Annotated in this window: 16 protein-coding genes; 9 read left to right on the forward strand and 7 right to left on the reverse strand. The window is 43.3% G+C overall.

The genetic code is table 11. The annotated features are described in order from the left end of the window. Positions 1-7 precede the first annotated feature (7 nt). Together HBHAL_RS05865 and HBHAL_RS05870 are read right to left on the reverse strand one after the other, a co-directional pair. Complete coding sequence (locus HBHAL_RS05865) at positions 8-865, reverse strand: hypothetical protein (RefSeq protein WP_014642424.1); 858 nt, start codon at positions 863-865, stop codon at positions 8-10. A 21-nt stretch (positions 866-886) separates the two neighbouring features. After that, positions 887-1,714, reverse strand: a complete 828-nt coding sequence (locus HBHAL_RS05870) for an alpha/beta fold hydrolase (protein ID WP_014642425.1) — start codon at positions 1,712-1,714, stop codon at positions 887-889. A 97-nt stretch (positions 1,715-1,811) separates the two neighbouring features. Here HBHAL_RS05870 and HBHAL_RS05875 point away from each other — a divergent pair, with 97 nt between their 5' ends. Next, entirely contained in the window at positions 1,812-2,582 is a 771-nt protein-coding gene (locus HBHAL_RS05875; protein WP_014642426.1) for a cobalamin-binding protein, read from the forward strand. Positions 2,583-2,611: 29 nt separating this feature from the next. Here the strand turns inward: HBHAL_RS05875 and HBHAL_RS05880 are convergent, their stop codons facing one another. Both HBHAL_RS05880 and nhaC read right to left on the reverse strand, forming a co-directional pair. Continuing rightward, on the reverse strand, positions 2,612-3,418 hold the full coding sequence (locus HBHAL_RS05880; RefSeq protein ID WP_041601573.1) for an MBL fold metallo-hydrolase: 807 nt from the start codon (positions 3,416-3,418) through the stop codon (positions 2,612-2,614). An 88-nt stretch (positions 3,419-3,506) separates the two neighbouring features. Continuing rightward, positions 3,507-4,907 carry a Na+/H+ antiporter NhaC gene (gene nhaC / locus HBHAL_RS05885; RefSeq protein WP_014642428.1) on the reverse strand — a complete coding sequence of 467 codons (1,401 nt, stop codon included), beginning with the start codon at positions 4,905-4,907 and terminating at the stop codon, positions 3,507-3,509. Between the two features lie 1,175 nt (positions 4,908-6,082). Between nhaC and HBHAL_RS05890 the strand changes: the two genes are divergently transcribed. The 4 genes from HBHAL_RS05890 to HBHAL_RS05905 all read left to right on the forward strand — a co-directional run bounded on the left by HBHAL_RS05890 (position 6,083) and on the right by HBHAL_RS05905 (position 8,261). Beyond that, on the forward strand, positions 6,083-6,820 hold the full coding sequence (locus HBHAL_RS05890; protein WP_014642429.1) for an AzlC family ABC transporter permease: 738 nt from the start codon (positions 6,083-6,085) through the stop codon (positions 6,818-6,820). Then, complete coding sequence (locus HBHAL_RS05895; RefSeq protein WP_014642430.1) at positions 6,817-7,110, forward strand: AzlD domain-containing protein; 294 nt, start codon at positions 6,817-6,819, stop codon at positions 7,108-7,110. Before HBHAL_RS05890 ends, HBHAL_RS05895 begins: the two co-directional genes overlap by 4 nt. 60 nt (positions 7,111-7,170) lie before the next feature. Beyond that, positions 7,171-7,626 (forward strand): hypothetical protein, encoded by a 456-nt coding sequence (locus tag HBHAL_RS05900; RefSeq protein WP_014642431.1) that lies wholly within the window; start codon positions 7,171-7,173, stop codon positions 7,624-7,626. Between the two features lie 113 nt (positions 7,627-7,739). Then, on the forward strand, positions 7,740-8,261 hold the full coding sequence (locus HBHAL_RS05905; protein WP_231853978.1) for a GNAT family N-acetyltransferase: 522 nt from the start codon (positions 7,740-7,742) through the stop codon (positions 8,259-8,261). A gap of 47 nt (positions 8,262-8,308) precedes the next feature. Here the strand turns inward: HBHAL_RS05905 and HBHAL_RS05910 are convergent, their stop codons facing one another. Beyond that, entirely contained in the window at positions 8,309-9,181 is an 873-nt protein-coding gene (locus tag HBHAL_RS05910) for a cation diffusion facilitator family transporter (RefSeq protein ID WP_014642433.1), read from the reverse strand. Between the two features lie 335 nt (positions 9,182-9,516). On the opposite strand from HBHAL_RS05910, the gene wrbA reads away from it, so the two are divergent. From wrbA to HBHAL_RS05925, 3 genes are all read left to right on the forward strand, one after another. Then, positions 9,517-10,122, forward strand: a complete 606-nt coding sequence (wrbA, locus tag HBHAL_RS05915) for an NAD(P)H:quinone oxidoreductase (protein WP_014642434.1) — start codon at positions 9,517-9,519, stop codon at positions 10,120-10,122. Between the two features lie 436 nt (positions 10,123-10,558). Beyond that, positions 10,559-10,801, forward strand: a complete 243-nt coding sequence (locus HBHAL_RS05920) for an IDEAL domain-containing protein (RefSeq protein ID WP_014642435.1) — start codon at positions 10,559-10,561, stop codon at positions 10,799-10,801. A gap of 240 nt (positions 10,802-11,041) precedes the next feature. After that, on the forward strand, positions 11,042-11,890 hold the full coding sequence (locus HBHAL_RS05925) for a M15 family metallopeptidase (protein WP_145956002.1): 849 nt from the start codon (positions 11,042-11,044) through the stop codon (positions 11,888-11,890). A 40-nt stretch (positions 11,891-11,930) separates the two neighbouring features. On the opposite strand, the gene HBHAL_RS05930 is transcribed toward HBHAL_RS05925, so the two are convergent. After that, complete coding sequence (locus HBHAL_RS05930) at positions 11,931-12,551, reverse strand: NAD(P)-dependent oxidoreductase (RefSeq protein ID WP_014642437.1); 621 nt, start codon at positions 12,549-12,551, stop codon at positions 11,931-11,933. A gap of 102 nt (positions 12,552-12,653) precedes the next feature. Here HBHAL_RS05930 and HBHAL_RS05935 point away from each other — a divergent pair, with 102 nt between their 5' ends. Then, positions 12,654-13,949, forward strand: coding sequence for an MFS transporter (locus tag HBHAL_RS05935; protein WP_014642438.1), 1,296 nt, complete (start codon positions 12,654-12,656; stop codon positions 13,947-13,949). Positions 13,950-14,178: 229 nt separating this feature from the next. Here the strand turns inward: HBHAL_RS05935 and HBHAL_RS05940 are convergent, their stop codons facing one another. Continuing rightward, positions 14,179-15,090, reverse strand: coding sequence for a zinc dependent phospholipase C family protein (locus HBHAL_RS05940; RefSeq protein WP_014642439.1), 912 nt, complete (start codon positions 15,088-15,090; stop codon positions 14,179-14,181). Positions 15,091-15,340 lie beyond the last annotated feature (250 nt).

Here is a 15,340-nt window from a genome sequence, read left to right on the forward strand (position 1 = left end):
CCCCCGTTTACTCCTGAGGCTGAATAATATAGGCGTGGTTTAGTAAGGAAAAAAGGGATCGCTCCACGAAAGTATCCACATCTTCTTTAGGCACGGAAGCTAAATCTCCGACCATCCGCCCATTATCCAGGAGGTGCTTGACGACGATCCAGCCCGTAAAGTTCGCTTCTTTTTCATATCCAGACGCGCCTGTTCCTTTTGTGAAGGAAAAAAGGGCTTCATAGTCTGTCCGACTTAAATGAGGGATGATGTTAATCATAATGCGATTTGGCTCCCTGCTGCATTTCTCACGGCTCCACAGGAGTTCTGTTTTTACATTTGCCTGTTTACTCATTAGCTGGCGGGCTGTATGCAAGGCAATGCCTTCCTGAAAGATTAATTGCGCAAGGGTGCGAGTCTGGCTTGGCGCGAGTCCAGATTTGCAGCAATGGACGACGCGGACAATTTCCTGGAGCAGCTTGAAATCATTCCATTCTGTTTCGATAGGAAAACAAATGGTATATTCATGGTCTTGCTCTAAAATGAATGGTTCTGTTTCAAAGGTTCCTACGAAAAACAAAAGTGTCAGTGAAATAGGCTCATCATATTGTAGAGCTTGTTTAACGGGAGTCACTAATTCCTGTAAGTTCACTTCATCCATTTCAAAGTACTTGATCCTATCATAGACGAGAGAGTATTTATCCCAGGCATAGTTCAGCATTTCTCTTTCAAATTGGTCTTTTTCATAGCCGGGAGGGACAAAAGTAAATCCGTAATGTTCCTTCCATAATTCATAACGGCGCTCAGGGTCAGCATTTTCAAGGGAGGCTTTATCATAAAAAAACAGGAAGCGGTCCAGCATTTGTTTAATTTTTAAATCATCCACGATGATCCTCCTCAGTTTAGTTTATCGTGACAGAAACTCGAGACGCTTGTTCCAAACCTGCTGGGCGTTTTTACCAATCCAGATCAAATGACTGTCTGCATCTACTTCAAAGATTTCACAATCAGGGGCCCTGGACTTTAAAAGAAGAGCATGGGTATAAGGGACACTTTTATCTTTCTGGGAATACATCCCCAGTACAGGAACCTGGATCTTGGAGATATCCGTGGTGACGGAATGGTCAATATCAAGACTGAATCCCTTTCCTGACTGAGAGGTAGCAAGCATGTCATAAATAAACCTCCGATCATTAGGGGACAGGCGTTCTAAGTATTCTTCAGGATCTTCTGTAGTCATTTCTGAGATCAGCTGTTTCATAATAAGGTCCGGGAAGAATTTAAGCATGGTTTTCAAGCTTCCCCACACCATCCGTTCGGCAGGACCAAATAGAACTCTGGCTTTTTGCTTCACAGCCTCTTCCCAGGGTGAAGTAAGAGCAGCTTCCATTATTAATTTAGAGACCCTTGACGGATGGTTGACCGCTAAAGCAATACCTGTAGGACCAGCTGCCGAAATAGCAATAACTTTAACTGTCTGAATGTTTAAATGATCGAGGATTTCGATAATGGTTTCGGCGAAAATCTCAGGACTTTTCCCGGTCGAAACCTCAGTGTAGTCGTAGCCGGGACGAGAGACGGTCAGAAGAGAGAAGCCCTCATAAATAAGGCTGCTGTGGGACAAATCAGTCTCTCTGGTGGAATGGCCTCCTTTTAATAGAAGCACGGCAGGACCGGTTCCTTTATATGTATATTCAACAATTCCTTTGGAAGTATCGAGTAGTGTGGCAGTCATCGGGATCATCCCTTTCTTCCTTTTTTCATTACTATAAATATAAGCTATAATAAAAGAAAATGAAACATCAGAGGATTCTGAAAAAAGAGGTGGAATTGTGAGGATTGTGTCGATATGTCCCAGTAACACTGAACTTGTAGCCTATCTCGGTCAAACGTCTCTGTTGGTTGGTGTCGACAATTATTCTGATTATCCTGAGGAGGTAAAGGATCTTCCAAAACTTGGTCCTGACCTCTCCATAGATATGGATGCCGTCGAGCAGCTGAAGCCGGACCTGGTACTGGCTTCCCTGTCTGTTCCAGGGATGGAGAAGAATATAGAAGGTTTAAAAGAAAGAGGTCTCCCTTATATCATTTTGGATCCAAACAGTTTGAAAGAGATCGCAGAAGATTTAAAGGTAGTTGGAGAAAAGCTCGGGATGAAAGAACTCGGGGAAGAAAAAGCAGACGCGTTTCTGAAAGAGATTGATGTGTGCAGGCAGGGAGCGCTCACCCGTGGCAATCAACCTTCTCTGTACTGGGAATGGTGGCCTAAGCCTATTTTTACACCCGGTAAAGCCAACTGGTTAACTGAGATTAGTGAACTGGCCGGAGCACGGAACATCTTCGATACAGAGCCAGAAGCAAGTGTTCAGACGGACTGGGAAAATGTGAAACTGAGGAACCCGGATCACATTTGTATGGTATGGGTTGGGGTGAAGGAAGAGAAGATGAATCCCGACCTGGTGCGGAAACGTCCGGGCTGGTCTGAAATGAAGGCAGTTCAAGAAGATCATATACATGTGCTTGAGGAATCTTTATTTTGCCGACCCAGTCCAAGGCTGCTGGAAGGATTGAAAAAGTTAACCTTTGTTTTAAGCGAAAAGTAAGGCAGCCCAGGGCCGGGCTGCCTTACTCATTAGTGAAGTTTATTTTTATGTTTGGGAACGGCAAGTTCTTTAAAGTTTTCAGCCAGGTGATCCAGTTGATCCGCTAAAAGTTCACCTTCCATAGGCAGTCCGTGCCCTGTAATAGCTACTCGCGGCTGTAGAGCGGCAAGTTTTTTAACAGATTTTTCAGCTGCTTCCCAATTATGAGTGAAATAAGCAGGAGGTCCATGCACGTGCTGATGCTGGATGAAAACGGCCATGCTAGATTCCTGTTTAACCGTAATAAAAGCGTCACCGGAAATAAGTGTTCGATCCTCTTCTCGAAATAAAGCAACATGTCCTGGGGTATGTCCCGGGGTATGAATGGTGCGCCATCCTTCTAAGAAGGGGATAGAACCGTCTTCGGGAAGAGGATAGATATATTGGCTCAAGTCTACGGGATCAGTTGGAAAGAACGGAGATAAAATTGAAAATAAGCCTCCGCCGACCGTAGCATCCCCAACAGGGTAGTCGCGCTTCCCGGTTACATATTCCATTTCTTTCGGATGAATGTAGATTGGAACGTTCCAGTGGTCTGCCAATTTTTTAGCTGAGCCCACATGATCAAAGTGGCCATGCGTCAATATAATGGCCTGCGGGGGCCTGGAGCCGTAGCGTTTTTGAGCGGCTTCTATTATACGTTTGGCATAATGTCCTATGCCGCAGTCGACAAGGACCCATTCCCTTGCATCCTCTGCCCCGATAAAAATCACATTAACAATTAAAGTTCTATAGAAAGCGACGTCTGGAAGCATTTGTTCCGCCACCGCCTGATCCATGTGCCACCCATTATCCATTTCATCTTGATGTCCGTATTTATCCACGTCTCCACCTCTTTTTTTATAGTTTGGTTGGAGATAAAGGTTCTATACACCAGTTGTATGATTAGCTCGTCGCTTTTTGCTTTTCTTCGGTTTGCATCGTCAGTGTTTTACCGGTGAAACCAAAAATAATAGTCAGCACTGGACAGAGCAGACAGAAGAATGCAAAGGGAAGGTAATCAAGGACAGGTACACCGAGTACGTCGGATAAAAATACTCCGCAAACGCTCCAGGGCACCAACGGGTTAATCACTGTACCTGCATCTTCCAGGGTTCTTGATAAATTTTTACGTGCTAAGCCGGCCTTTTCATAAATATCCTGATAAGCTTCTCCTGTAAGCAAAATGGAGAGGTACTGTTCCCCGATCGCTAAATTAATACCGATCGCCGTTAAGGCGGTGGAAAGGGTAGCAGAACGAGCGGATTTTAACCCGGATTGAACACTAGCTAATATTGAAGGAATGACTCCAGTTTTGAAAAACAGTCCCCCTAGAGCAAGAGCCAAAATGACGAGTGCAATTGTAAACAGCATGTCGTTCATGCCTCCGCGAGTTAGCAATTCATTCACGGCATCATTGCTGGTTTCCGCTGTATATCCGTTAAACCACGTGCTCCATAGTGCAGACCATTCCATGATTCCTCTGAAACCCGCTAACAGGATAGCAGCTAAACTGCTTACCGCAAGGGAAATAAAGGCTGGACGCTTTGAAACAGCCATGACTACAAGGATCAACAAGGGAATCCAGGAACTCCAGTGAATCACCCCAGCCTCTGTTAGACCATTTTGAAAACCGGCTAATTGTTCCGGCGAGACCTGCTGGCCAGGAGAGAGAATGATAAAGGCAAGAGCTGAAAGGATAAAGGCAGGAATGGTGGTCCAGCTCATGTTTTTAATATGATCAAATAAATCCACTTTCACTACGGTGGAGGCGAGGTTGGTCGTATCAGACAAGGGTGACATTTTGTCACCGAAAAAGGCACCTGAAACAACCGCACCAGCGGTCATGGCCAGGGGAAGGTCCATTGTCTGGGCGGCGCCGATAAAGGCGACCCCGACGGTAGCCGCTGTTGTAAACGAACTGCCAAGAGCAACTCCGACAATAGCTGTAACAGCAAAAGCAATGGCCAAAAACCATGGTCCGCCCGCTAAGTAAAAGGCTGCATCCATCAATACGGGAATGGTGCCGCTGGCCATCCAGCTTGCAATTAGTATCCCAATTAAGAAAAATAACAGAACAGCCCCCATTCCGGTTTGGGCCCCCTGAACCATTCCATGCTGTAAATCCTGAAAACTTACTTTCTTCAGCATTCCATACGTAACCATAAGAAGAATTCCTATTAGAATAGGGATATGCGGAACGGTCTGAATTTTAATGATAAAATAACTGATGATTCCAATGACTAATAACAGGATTAAACTTGATTCTACCACTCCTGGCAGTTTTTTAGGCTGTAGGTGAAGCATCGTAATTCCTCCTTGAATAGATATGATCTTTTCATTCTCAATGTTAGTTATCGAATATACTCCCGTTTCTATAGGCGAAACATAGTTTTCCTGCCAGGGGATGAGAAAGGTTTGAATGATAACTTGTTTATTAAGAATTAACCGAACTTTGATGTTCGTACAAAATAAAAAGACTTCATCCCCAAAAACACAGGGACGAAGCCTTGGCTCCGCGGTACCACCCTCGTTGGTAAGCCATACTTACCCACTCGTCTGGTGTATCACTGGTAAAGAATCCTGTAATTCAAAGAAAGGAAGACCTGAATTTCCACCTGTCATTCAGTCTCTGAGTGCTGTCCTTCAATCTTTTACTCCGGAATTCATGATACGAATTATTTTTCACTTGAACGCTTTTAAGTGATGAAGCATATTAGTTCTATTATCGTAAAAGAAGTGAAGAAAATTGTCAATCTGTTTATTGAAATTTAGCTCACCCTCAAGACGTGCTGTTTCTTGCCCTTAAGCGTTGCCTCATTTTAACCTAAGAATTGATTTACTAAAGATAAGCTCCCGTTTGTAAGACTCAGTTTCGAGATAGATCGGGTCCGTTACTCTATGTGGTGGAGGGCTGTTGGGGAAATAACTCGCTTTCCTATGGGGGAACGGTGAGCTTCCTCGCTCGTTTCACTCCCTGCGGGATCTAACCTAGTTCCTTCTCCCATGGGAGTCTCGCCATTTCCCCATCACCCCAATGCTAATAAGGTAAACGGACCCTGCTAAGGAGGATAAGGGCACAGCATGAACTCCTCGCAAATGCTTTTTACCTGCATAGGCGGAAAGGTGACCGCTGAAAATGGCTATTCTTTGATCATCGGCCAAGTGCTTTCCTGTTTTTTCGGAGAACCATATATCGCAAGGTCCGGAGGGGGATGATGAAGACTCCTGCGGGATAGACATGATCGGTGAGACCCCGGAGAGCTTTAGCTCGAGGAGGCTCAGCACATTCCCGCGGAAAGCGAATCATCCCCCGCAGGACCTTCACGGTGAACCAATATCTCGAAATCGAGTCTTACAGTATCCGGCCTTATACTGGAATAAATTATTTATAAAGAATCAACAACCAGAATTTATATCTTTCAATCACTTGGATCCATTGTGTATAATAGTGGAAATTTAGTAGAGAGGAAGGGAAGAGAATGCAGTCCCAAGCTGTTAAACAGGCTGGAACATCGAGCCGCATACATATGATTCGAAGGGGAATGCGAGCTGGTTCTCCGATTATGCTCGGTTATTTGCCAATTGCTCTTACCTATGGGGTTCTTGCCAGTCAATCAGGTATGAGTAACTCGGAGCTGACGCTTATGAGTCTTCTCGTTTTTGCTGGTGCTGCTCAATTTTTAGCGGTCGGAATGTTGGTCGCCGGTACAGGGGTTTTTGAAATTATAGTAGCAACATTTGTATTGAACTTTAGACATTTCGTGATGAGCTTCTCTTTTGTGAATCGATTGAAGAAAATCGCGCTCAGAGCGAAGCTTCCGATGACTCTCGGTCTTACAGATGAAACGTTCACTGTATCTTCTCTCTATCGCAGAGAAGCAAAAGAAGATTATGGAGCTTACTTTTTCTCAGCTCTTATTATAACTGCCTATGTTTCCTGGGTCGGAGGATCCTACCTCGGAGGCGTTCTTGGAGATATTATGCCTCAAAGATTGAGCGAAAGCATGGGTGTGGCACTTTATGCTATGTTTATAGGTCTGTTAGTCCCCTCTGTGAAAAAACATTATCGAATTGCTGTAGTTGCTGTTTTAGCCATGATTATTAATTATCTAGCCCAGCAGATTGGCTTCAGTGAAGGATGGGCTATTGTTCTTGGTACGGTTGCCGGGGGATGCAGCGGCATCTGGATCTTGCCAGAAGAGGAGGAAGACATATGATCATCTGGATGATTATAGGAATGGCTCTTGTAACTGCCATTCCCAGAGTACTGCCAGCCTTTATAGTAGATATTGTGTCTTTTCCAAAATGGGTAGATCGTTGGTTGAATGCTATCCCTTATGCAGCACTTGGAGCTTTGATTTTTCCTGGTATTCTAAGCGTAAAGCCGGAAGCTCCTCAGATTGGGATAATTGCCGGTTTAACAGCCGTGCTTTTAGCGTGGCTGGATCTCCATATTATTCTGGTCGTCCTTGGAGCCATCGCATCTGTGTTTCTTTTAACATTATAATCACGCCCGCCCATCCGGTGCATATCGTATAGGGATACTTCCGGAAAGGGATTGATCGTGATGTATAGACAACAAGGATTCCCATTTGGACAAAACTTTGGAATTCCCGGGCAGGGACAGGGAGGACAGTTTGGACCAGGCGGCCCATTTGGTGGTGGACCTCAAGGCCCGCCGTTCGGAGGAGGCCCCGGTCAGCCACCGCAAGGTCCGCCATTCGGAGGAGGTCCTGGTCAGCCGCCACAAGGTCCGCCATCTGGGGGAGGTGCACAATTACCACCGCCTCCTTCTTCACCTCCATCCCAACAAGGGGCTTCCGTGTATGCGGTAGATCCTGGATCGCTTTTTGGATGTTTATATCGGTACACTTGGATCAGACTGGAAAATGGACGCTCTTTCTGGTTTTATCCAACGTTCATAGGAAGAACCTCTGTGGCTGGTTACCGATGGCAGCGGAGAAGACGTCAATGGGTTTACACGGGCTTCGATACAAGTTTAATTTCGAATTTTCAATGTTAAAAGAAATGGTGCCCTCTCTGGCGCCATTTCTTTTTATAGAATATACAGAATTATGTTACTATTAAGGATAGAGAATAAGTAGAAGGGAAGACGAGCCTATGCCGGAGCTTAGATTGGCACGTTTAGAAGATGCAGAAACGGTAGCAAATATCCATGTAGCCAGCTGGAAATCTACATACAAAGATCTCCTTGATGAACGGGATGTAAGTAATATAACGGTGGAAAATCGAATTGCTCTTTGGCAGACCATATTAAGGAAGCCTGTAAACGGACAGATTGCCTATGTCATTGAAAATGATAACCAGGAAGTGGTCGGCTTTGTGTCTGGCGGAAAAGAACGTACGAGAAACTACGGCTATGATGGTGAAATTTATGCCATTTACCTTCTCGATGAGTATCAGGGCCAGGGTTATGGAACGCTTTTGATCCGGACATTTGCAAGAGCAATGAAGGAAGCAGGATATAAATCCCTGCTTGTGTGGGTATTAACTCATAATCCTTCCAGCCAATTTTATATAAAACTGGGTGCTCATCCGGTAGAAGCAGAAAAAGTAACGATCGGGCAAGGTACCTATGAAGAAACAGCTTATGGATGGAAAACAATAGATGAATTAGCGGAAGAGGCAGCTAATTAAACAAAGCGGTCACGATATTTTCGTGACCGCTTTGTTAATTTAAGATATTAATCTTTTTCAAAAGGCTCAATGTGGATGTGGGCATAAAGAATACGATGTTCTTTTTCTAATGTGTATTCCACATCGTCCGTGATGGTATGACCTTGTTCGATCGTGATGTGAGGATTTACGTGGATAGTGGCTTCCACAAGTGTCTGATTCCCTTGCAGTCGAGCTTTTACATCTTTAACGGCCCACACATCTGGATGTTTTGAAATGGTTTCCCGTATGCTTTCAATTTCTTCTTCATCAAATCCGTCCGTCAAACTGTGTGTGGAGTCTCTAAATATATCCCAGGCTGTCTTGCAAATGATCAGCCCAACGATCAGCCCAGCTAAAGGATCAAGCCAATAAGCCCCGAATTGAGCGCCAAATATACCTATGGCAGCTCCTATACTTACCAAAGCATCAGAGCGGTTATCCTGAGCAGCAGCGTATAAGGCGTTACTTTCTATTTTCCTGGACAGCTTCAGATTGTAACGGTATACAAAATACATAATGGCGGCGGCTGTCAGTGCGGTCCAGGCTGTAAGTAATCGAGGCTCACTAACTTCTTGATTGATGATGTCCTGTATAGTCCCGATAATCACTTCAATCCCAACGGTCATCATAATAAAGGCCGCGACAAGGGAAGCAATCGTCTCGGCTCTGAAATGCCCGTAATGGTGGTCCTGATCAGGAGGCTTGCGGGAAATCTTAAGACCGATCAGTACAGCGACGGAAGCAATGACGTCTGTCGTATTATTCAGTCCATCGGCTCTCAATGCTTCTGAATTACCTATGGAGGCAATCGTAAGCTTAGCTGCAGCCAGAACTAAATAGACGATGATACTGATCCAGGCTCCTTTTTCTCCCTTTTTTATATTTTGATATTCGCTCATCTCTTGTAACCCCCGTGTCTTCTTTGAAAGCTTGACTTAGCTTACCAAATACATTCTTGATGAGTCTAGAGAAAAAAAGCTTTCCATACGCAGATTGCTTGGTCAGGACTAGGATGTTTGCATTCATTCAAAAAAAAAGAAATTCCTTACGCTATGTAAAGCAAACCTACAGCTTATGTTAACCAAGTGTAAGGAGTATATAAAATATCTCGAAATGAAGAATCTTTAGTTTGAGTTTTATTCAGGCAGGGTATATAATTTTAATGAATCCAAGCGGTTCGATTGGAAACCATAAGAAAATAGGTAATGAGCAACTAATCAAAGGAGAGATACTCATGGCAAATGTGAAATTAGCGGTGATTTACTACAGTTCTACAGGTACCAACTACCAAATGGCTCAATGGGCCGAAGATGCAGCTAAACAGGCAGGAGCAGAAGTAAAGCTTGTTCGTGTCCCGGAAACAGCTCCTATGGAAGCTATTGAACAGAACCCTTCCTGGAAAGAGCATTATTTAGCAACTAAAGATACTGTAACAGAAGCAAAAATCGATGATTTAGACTGGGCAGATGCTATTATTTTCAGTGCCCCGACACGATTTGGAAATGTACCTGCACAATTAAAACAATATATGGATCAGGCAGGCGGTCTATGGTTCCAGGGTAAACTTGTCAATAAAGTTGTCAGTGCCATGACCTCCGCTCAAAACCCTCATGGCGGTCAGGAAGCTACACTTCTTAACTTTTATACCACGATGTTCCATTGGGGTGCTATTATAGCTGCGCCAGGATACAGCGACAATGCGATCTTCGGTGCAGGCGGTAACCCTTATGGAACAAGTGTAAGCGTGGACGGCGAAGGAAACATGAAAGACGATGTTGAAGAAGCTGTCCGTCACCAAACCCGTCGTACGATTGATGTAGCCAGCAAGTTTGTTAACTAAAAATACGAAAGTCCTCTTTAATAGAGGACTTTTTTTATGGGTAAGGATCTGAAATACAGGACGTGGGTTAGGTTACTTCAGTTTTTGAGAGACAGGGTGTAAAAAAATTATCTAATCCTTCTTCCTCTTTAAAAATTGAGTTCACACTTATCTATTTATCCACAAGGGATACGTACCGGGAATCTCCTTTGAAAGAAATAATCCCACGTTTAACTGAACCAAAATCTGGCCGTTGTTCATACCATTTCCTGTGACTGCCCTCCGTAATTCTGAAAAATCTAAAAAATTTTAATAGAGTCAAAACCCCTTCATGACAGGGCTCAATAGGTTTAACAATCATTTAAACAGGGAAAGATATAACTAAATATTCAGAAAACTTATTGCGTTATAAGTTTAAATCCTGCATAATGAAAAAAAGCATGAAGGGGGTATTCTCATGAGAAAGCAAAAAATGGTCTATGTTATACGTCGCGACCCCGATTATAAAGGGAAAGAGATTACGGCTAAAAGAGAATTGTCCTTTGGTATTCAACTAGCTTCACGGTTGTTCCTTGATCAAATGAGTTTTGAGTTTAATAAGGATCGTTTAGATGAAGAAATTAATCAAGCGATTGACAATGGCGACCGTGCAGAATTCGAACGTTTGAGCTTACAATATACACCTTATACGTGGGAATAAAATAAATGGTACCAGACCACTGCTGATGCAGTGGTTTTTTTTGTGCAGTCCGCCTGGTTTTAAACAGTAATGGTTAATATTTACGGGTTAGTACCGATGATAATAATACGTAAGTTACATCACTTAGATCAACAGAGTTGGCGGAAGATAAGGCCGCCTATTGATTAGAAAGATTGTACACGACAAACATTAAAAAGTGTTATAGTGGGAATATCATCAGAGTTTAGGTAGGTAATGTCGATGAAACAATTATTATTCATTTCTATATCACTGCTGAGCATAATGTTAAGTGCTTGCTCGCTTACCGAAACATCGAGTGAGGGGAATGACCAGGCAGAACCAGCGCCTGCGAGTGATAAAGAGATAGATTCCAAAGAAAAACCAGCTTTTAAATCTGAAATGGAATCACCAGAGTCAGATTCCTCAGAGGAAAAAGAAAGCGGGGAATCTTCTCAGAATCAACAAGAACCGAATGAAACCAGTGAGGAAGGTCTGACAATTGTAAAGAATCCGGAAAGTATAAAGGTAGTTGTTAATAAGAACCGAAAGCTACCTGAAGGATACACTCCACCGGATTTAACGATTCCGAATGTACCTTTCTATTTTGACGAAGAGCTTCCAAAAAAGCAGATGCGTAAAGAAGCTGCAGGGGCGCTTGAAAAGCTGTTCAAGGCTGCCGATCAAGCAGGACAGGACCTAGTGGCCGCTTCTGGTTATCGTTCTTACGAGCGTCAGAAGAACCTTTTTGAGGGATATATAGAAGAGTATGGGGAAGAGAAAGCTAAAACGTTTTCCGCCCGTCCCGGCACGAGTGAACACCAGACGGGTCTTGCTATGGATGTTACCTCTGCAAAAATGTCTTTTAAGCTGGACGAATCCTTCCGTGATACTGAGGAAGGCGAGTGGCTAGCTGAACACGCTCACGAATACGGCTTTATTATCCGTTATCCTAAAGGTAAACAGGACATTACAGGTTACACTTATGAACCGTGGCACCTAAGATATGTAGGTAAGGATATATCGTCGGATATTCATAAAGCAGAAGAAACGCTTGAAGAATTCTTTGGGCATTATCCTTCTGAATCATAAAAGATCCCCTTCCACGTATGGAAGGGGATTTTGTTAGGGATTAGTAACAAATTCCTACGCGATGATGACCATATTGATTTTGTAGTAATTCATGAAAAGCAAATAATGCAGTATCCCCGACGGTTACTTTTTTTCCATCTTCGGGAAGAAGATCAGCCTCAGCCCTTACTTCTCCTACAGCATCTCCATCCGGTAAATAAGTGGGACAAACAATAGTCCAGTTAAGACTACTTTTCAAAAACTGTTCATATACTTTGGCATGTTCTTCTGCTGCGAACGTTTTCTTTCGTTTGGATTCGGATGTCTGGAAGCGATACTTCCCGTGTTCATATCGACTGTCTAAGATCCCGGCAGTACCAATCGTTACAATTCGGTCGATCTGAGATTCATTCATTCCCTTGATGATTTCCGGGACTGCTTTCGTCAGTGTATCTGTTTTGTCTGTGCTTAAACCGCTGAATACTAGATCAGCGCCGCTTAAGGTTCTCTTAATATCTTCAGGATTCATGGCATCCCCGTGGATAAAATCAGCCCCGGGAATCAACTCTTCTGCTTTGGCTTCGTCTCGGACCAGGGCACTTATTTTGAATCCTTCTGCTAAAGCTAATCTTACCACTTCCTGACCGACCCGGCCGGTGGCACCAAAAATAGCAATTCTCATAGTCTCACCTCAAAAATATTGTAAAAGTTGAATGAAATCCATCTGTTTGACGGAATAGTCTGCTAAGCTTAATTAAATAACAAAATGGCAGGGGGTACCTCGTTGAAAAAGAAACCTGTATTGAGCTGGATGCTTTACGATTTTGGAAATTCTGCTTTCGCAACAACGGTTATGGCTGCGGTCCTTCCCGTTTTTTATTATGATGTAGCGGCCAAAGGAGTTGACCAATCGCTTGCCACGAGTTACTGGGGGTATTCCCAATCCATTGCTGTTCTAATCGTAGCCATTCTCGCTCCCATTCTTGGAGCCATTAGTGACTATTCGGCGGCAAAGAAACGCTTTTTAATGTTCTTTGCTTTTATGGGAATGATTGCGAGTGTGCTGCTAGCCTTTGTAGGTGAAGGGGATTATTTATTAGCTTCTCTTCTTTTGATTATAGGAACCATCGGTTTTTCAGGTGGGAATGTTTTTTATGATGCTTTTCTGCCGGAAGTGTCGGATGAAGAGACGATTGATAAGGTGTCGGCATATGGTTTTGCCTTTGGGTATATAGGCGGTGGAGTACTGCTCGCTGTTAACCTGCTGATGATTATGAAATATGAGTGGTTTGGACTTCCCGACAGTTTGGCTGGTACACAGCTTGCTTTTGTGTCTGTCGGAGTCTGGTGGCTGATTTTTTCCATCCCTTTATTTAAGAATATTGTAGAAGAAAAAAAGGTCTATGAGAAACGTACAGCCTCTTATATTTCCATTGGTTTTAACCGAGTAGGGAAAACATTTAAAGAATTGAAGCATTTCAAACAGCTGTTATTATTCCTTTTTGCTTTCTGGTTATACAATGATGGTATTTCCACTATTATAAAGATGGCTACGATTTACGGGAGAGATATAGGAATTGATAGTACGGCTCTTATTACAGCTCTATTACTTACTCAATTTGTGGGAATTCCTTTTGCCTTTTTCTTTGGATGGCTTGCAAAGAAGATTACGGCGAAACGTGCTTTGATGCTGGCTTTGTTCATTTATCTTGCAATCGTAGGTCTTGGGTATTTCATGACCACTGCCCTTCACTTCTATATTCTGGCCGTATGTGTAGGGTTTGTGCAGGGAGGAGCTCAGTCTTTAAGCCGCTCGATCTTTGGGAGAATGGTTCCTGGCGACCGGCATGCAGAATTTTTTGGATTTTACGGAATATCATCCAAATTCGCTGCAATTTTTGGACCTTTCGTATTTGCCCTTGTCGGCCAGCTGACAGGCTCCAGCCGCTTAGGGATTTTATCGCTTATCGTATTTTTCGTTGTCGGGATCCTTTTATTGAATAAGGTGGACATCGAAAAAGGAATGAAAGAAGCTGAAGCATACACCGATCCTGATAAAAAGCCTGTCATCCATACGTAAGAGGGGAACCTATTCCTCTCTTTTTTCATTCTATATAAGTTATTCAACAAACGGGCAGGATTGTGTAAGACTCGATTTCGAGATACTGGGTAGAGAAAGGGATCCAGGGAAAGCGAGTTGTTTCCGTAGCTGCCCTCATCTATTGTTTGCAACGGCCCCCAACTATCTCGAAACTGGGTCTTCAAGTATCGGTAGCTTGTAAAGATCAATTTGGCGGTATTGCAAAGGTTTATACGATGGGGTTGCTGAAACGGTTGACCAGTCCTTCTGATAGAGGAGCTCCTGTGTCATACGATCGATTGCCGATCATGTCTTTTATTTCTTTCAGGCGGCTTCTATCGGGATTCTCCCAATAAGATAAGATAAGCTGGAATAAAAGCTTTCCTTCTTCGAGCGCCTCTTCATAATGGTCAAGAAAAGAAGATGTATGCGGCTCATTAGTCGCTGGGTGATGCCAGCGGTTTTTTTGCTCATTCAGATAATCCTTGTCATCGTTAACCGGTTGATGAGAAAAAGAAGAAACTAGGGAACCGAAGTATTTGTTTTTCCATTTCCATGGGTCATACAGCACACGCTGCGCAAACTGAATATGGCGGTAGGACTGGTGAATAAAGTTATCAGGATAGTCTTCCGATAAACCTGGGAAATGCGTGTCCAGGAGCAAGTCCATTAGTTGGGCAATAGAAGGCAGCGAACTGCTTTTTATTTCTTTATGAACTGGATTCTTCCAAGTTTTTATTGAACGGAACCGCTCAAGCATAATGGTGTCAATGATGGTCTCCAACTCCTGATGCTTATTTGCCTCATAACCAGCATGGTAATGGATATAAGGGTGAGTGTTACGGTCAAGTATATGATGGCTGACAAATCCAAGAATGAAGGCCTGAAGGTGATTCTTATGATAAGCACCCCGCTCAATCATGTCTATTAACAGAGGACCGCATTGCTCGGTATGTAATTTCATCCCCACTTCATCCACGTGTTCGTTTTGAGAGAAAGGCAGGAAGTTATGGTAAAAGAACGGATCCGGTCCCTGTGCTCCTAAGTGAAGAGAATGGCCGGATGTCTGAATAAGATCATGTCGGTTCAGCTCGTTACATAATTGATCGACAAATAATACATGGGTCCAAATATTTGGCATGATTCTAACCTCCAAGCTTTATTATAAAGGATTTTGAAAAGAATTCATTAAAAAAGAGCCTGTACAGACAGACTCTTTTTATTCCCACCTAACTGGACCATTTGAAAAGATCGAGCAAAAACAACAATGCTTTTTACCGGGAACCTCCTTCCTTGTGGTATTAAGTACGATTGTTTCTGCCTCCTTTCTTTTATTAAAATTCACTATACACTAAAAACTGAAAATTGTAAATAATCTGATAATAAAATAT

The sequence above is a fragment of the Halobacillus halophilus DSM 2266 genome, assembly GCF_000284515.1.
GTDB classification, from domain to species: Bacteria; Bacillota; Bacilli; order Bacillales; family Halobacillaceae; genus Halobacillus; species Halobacillus halophilus.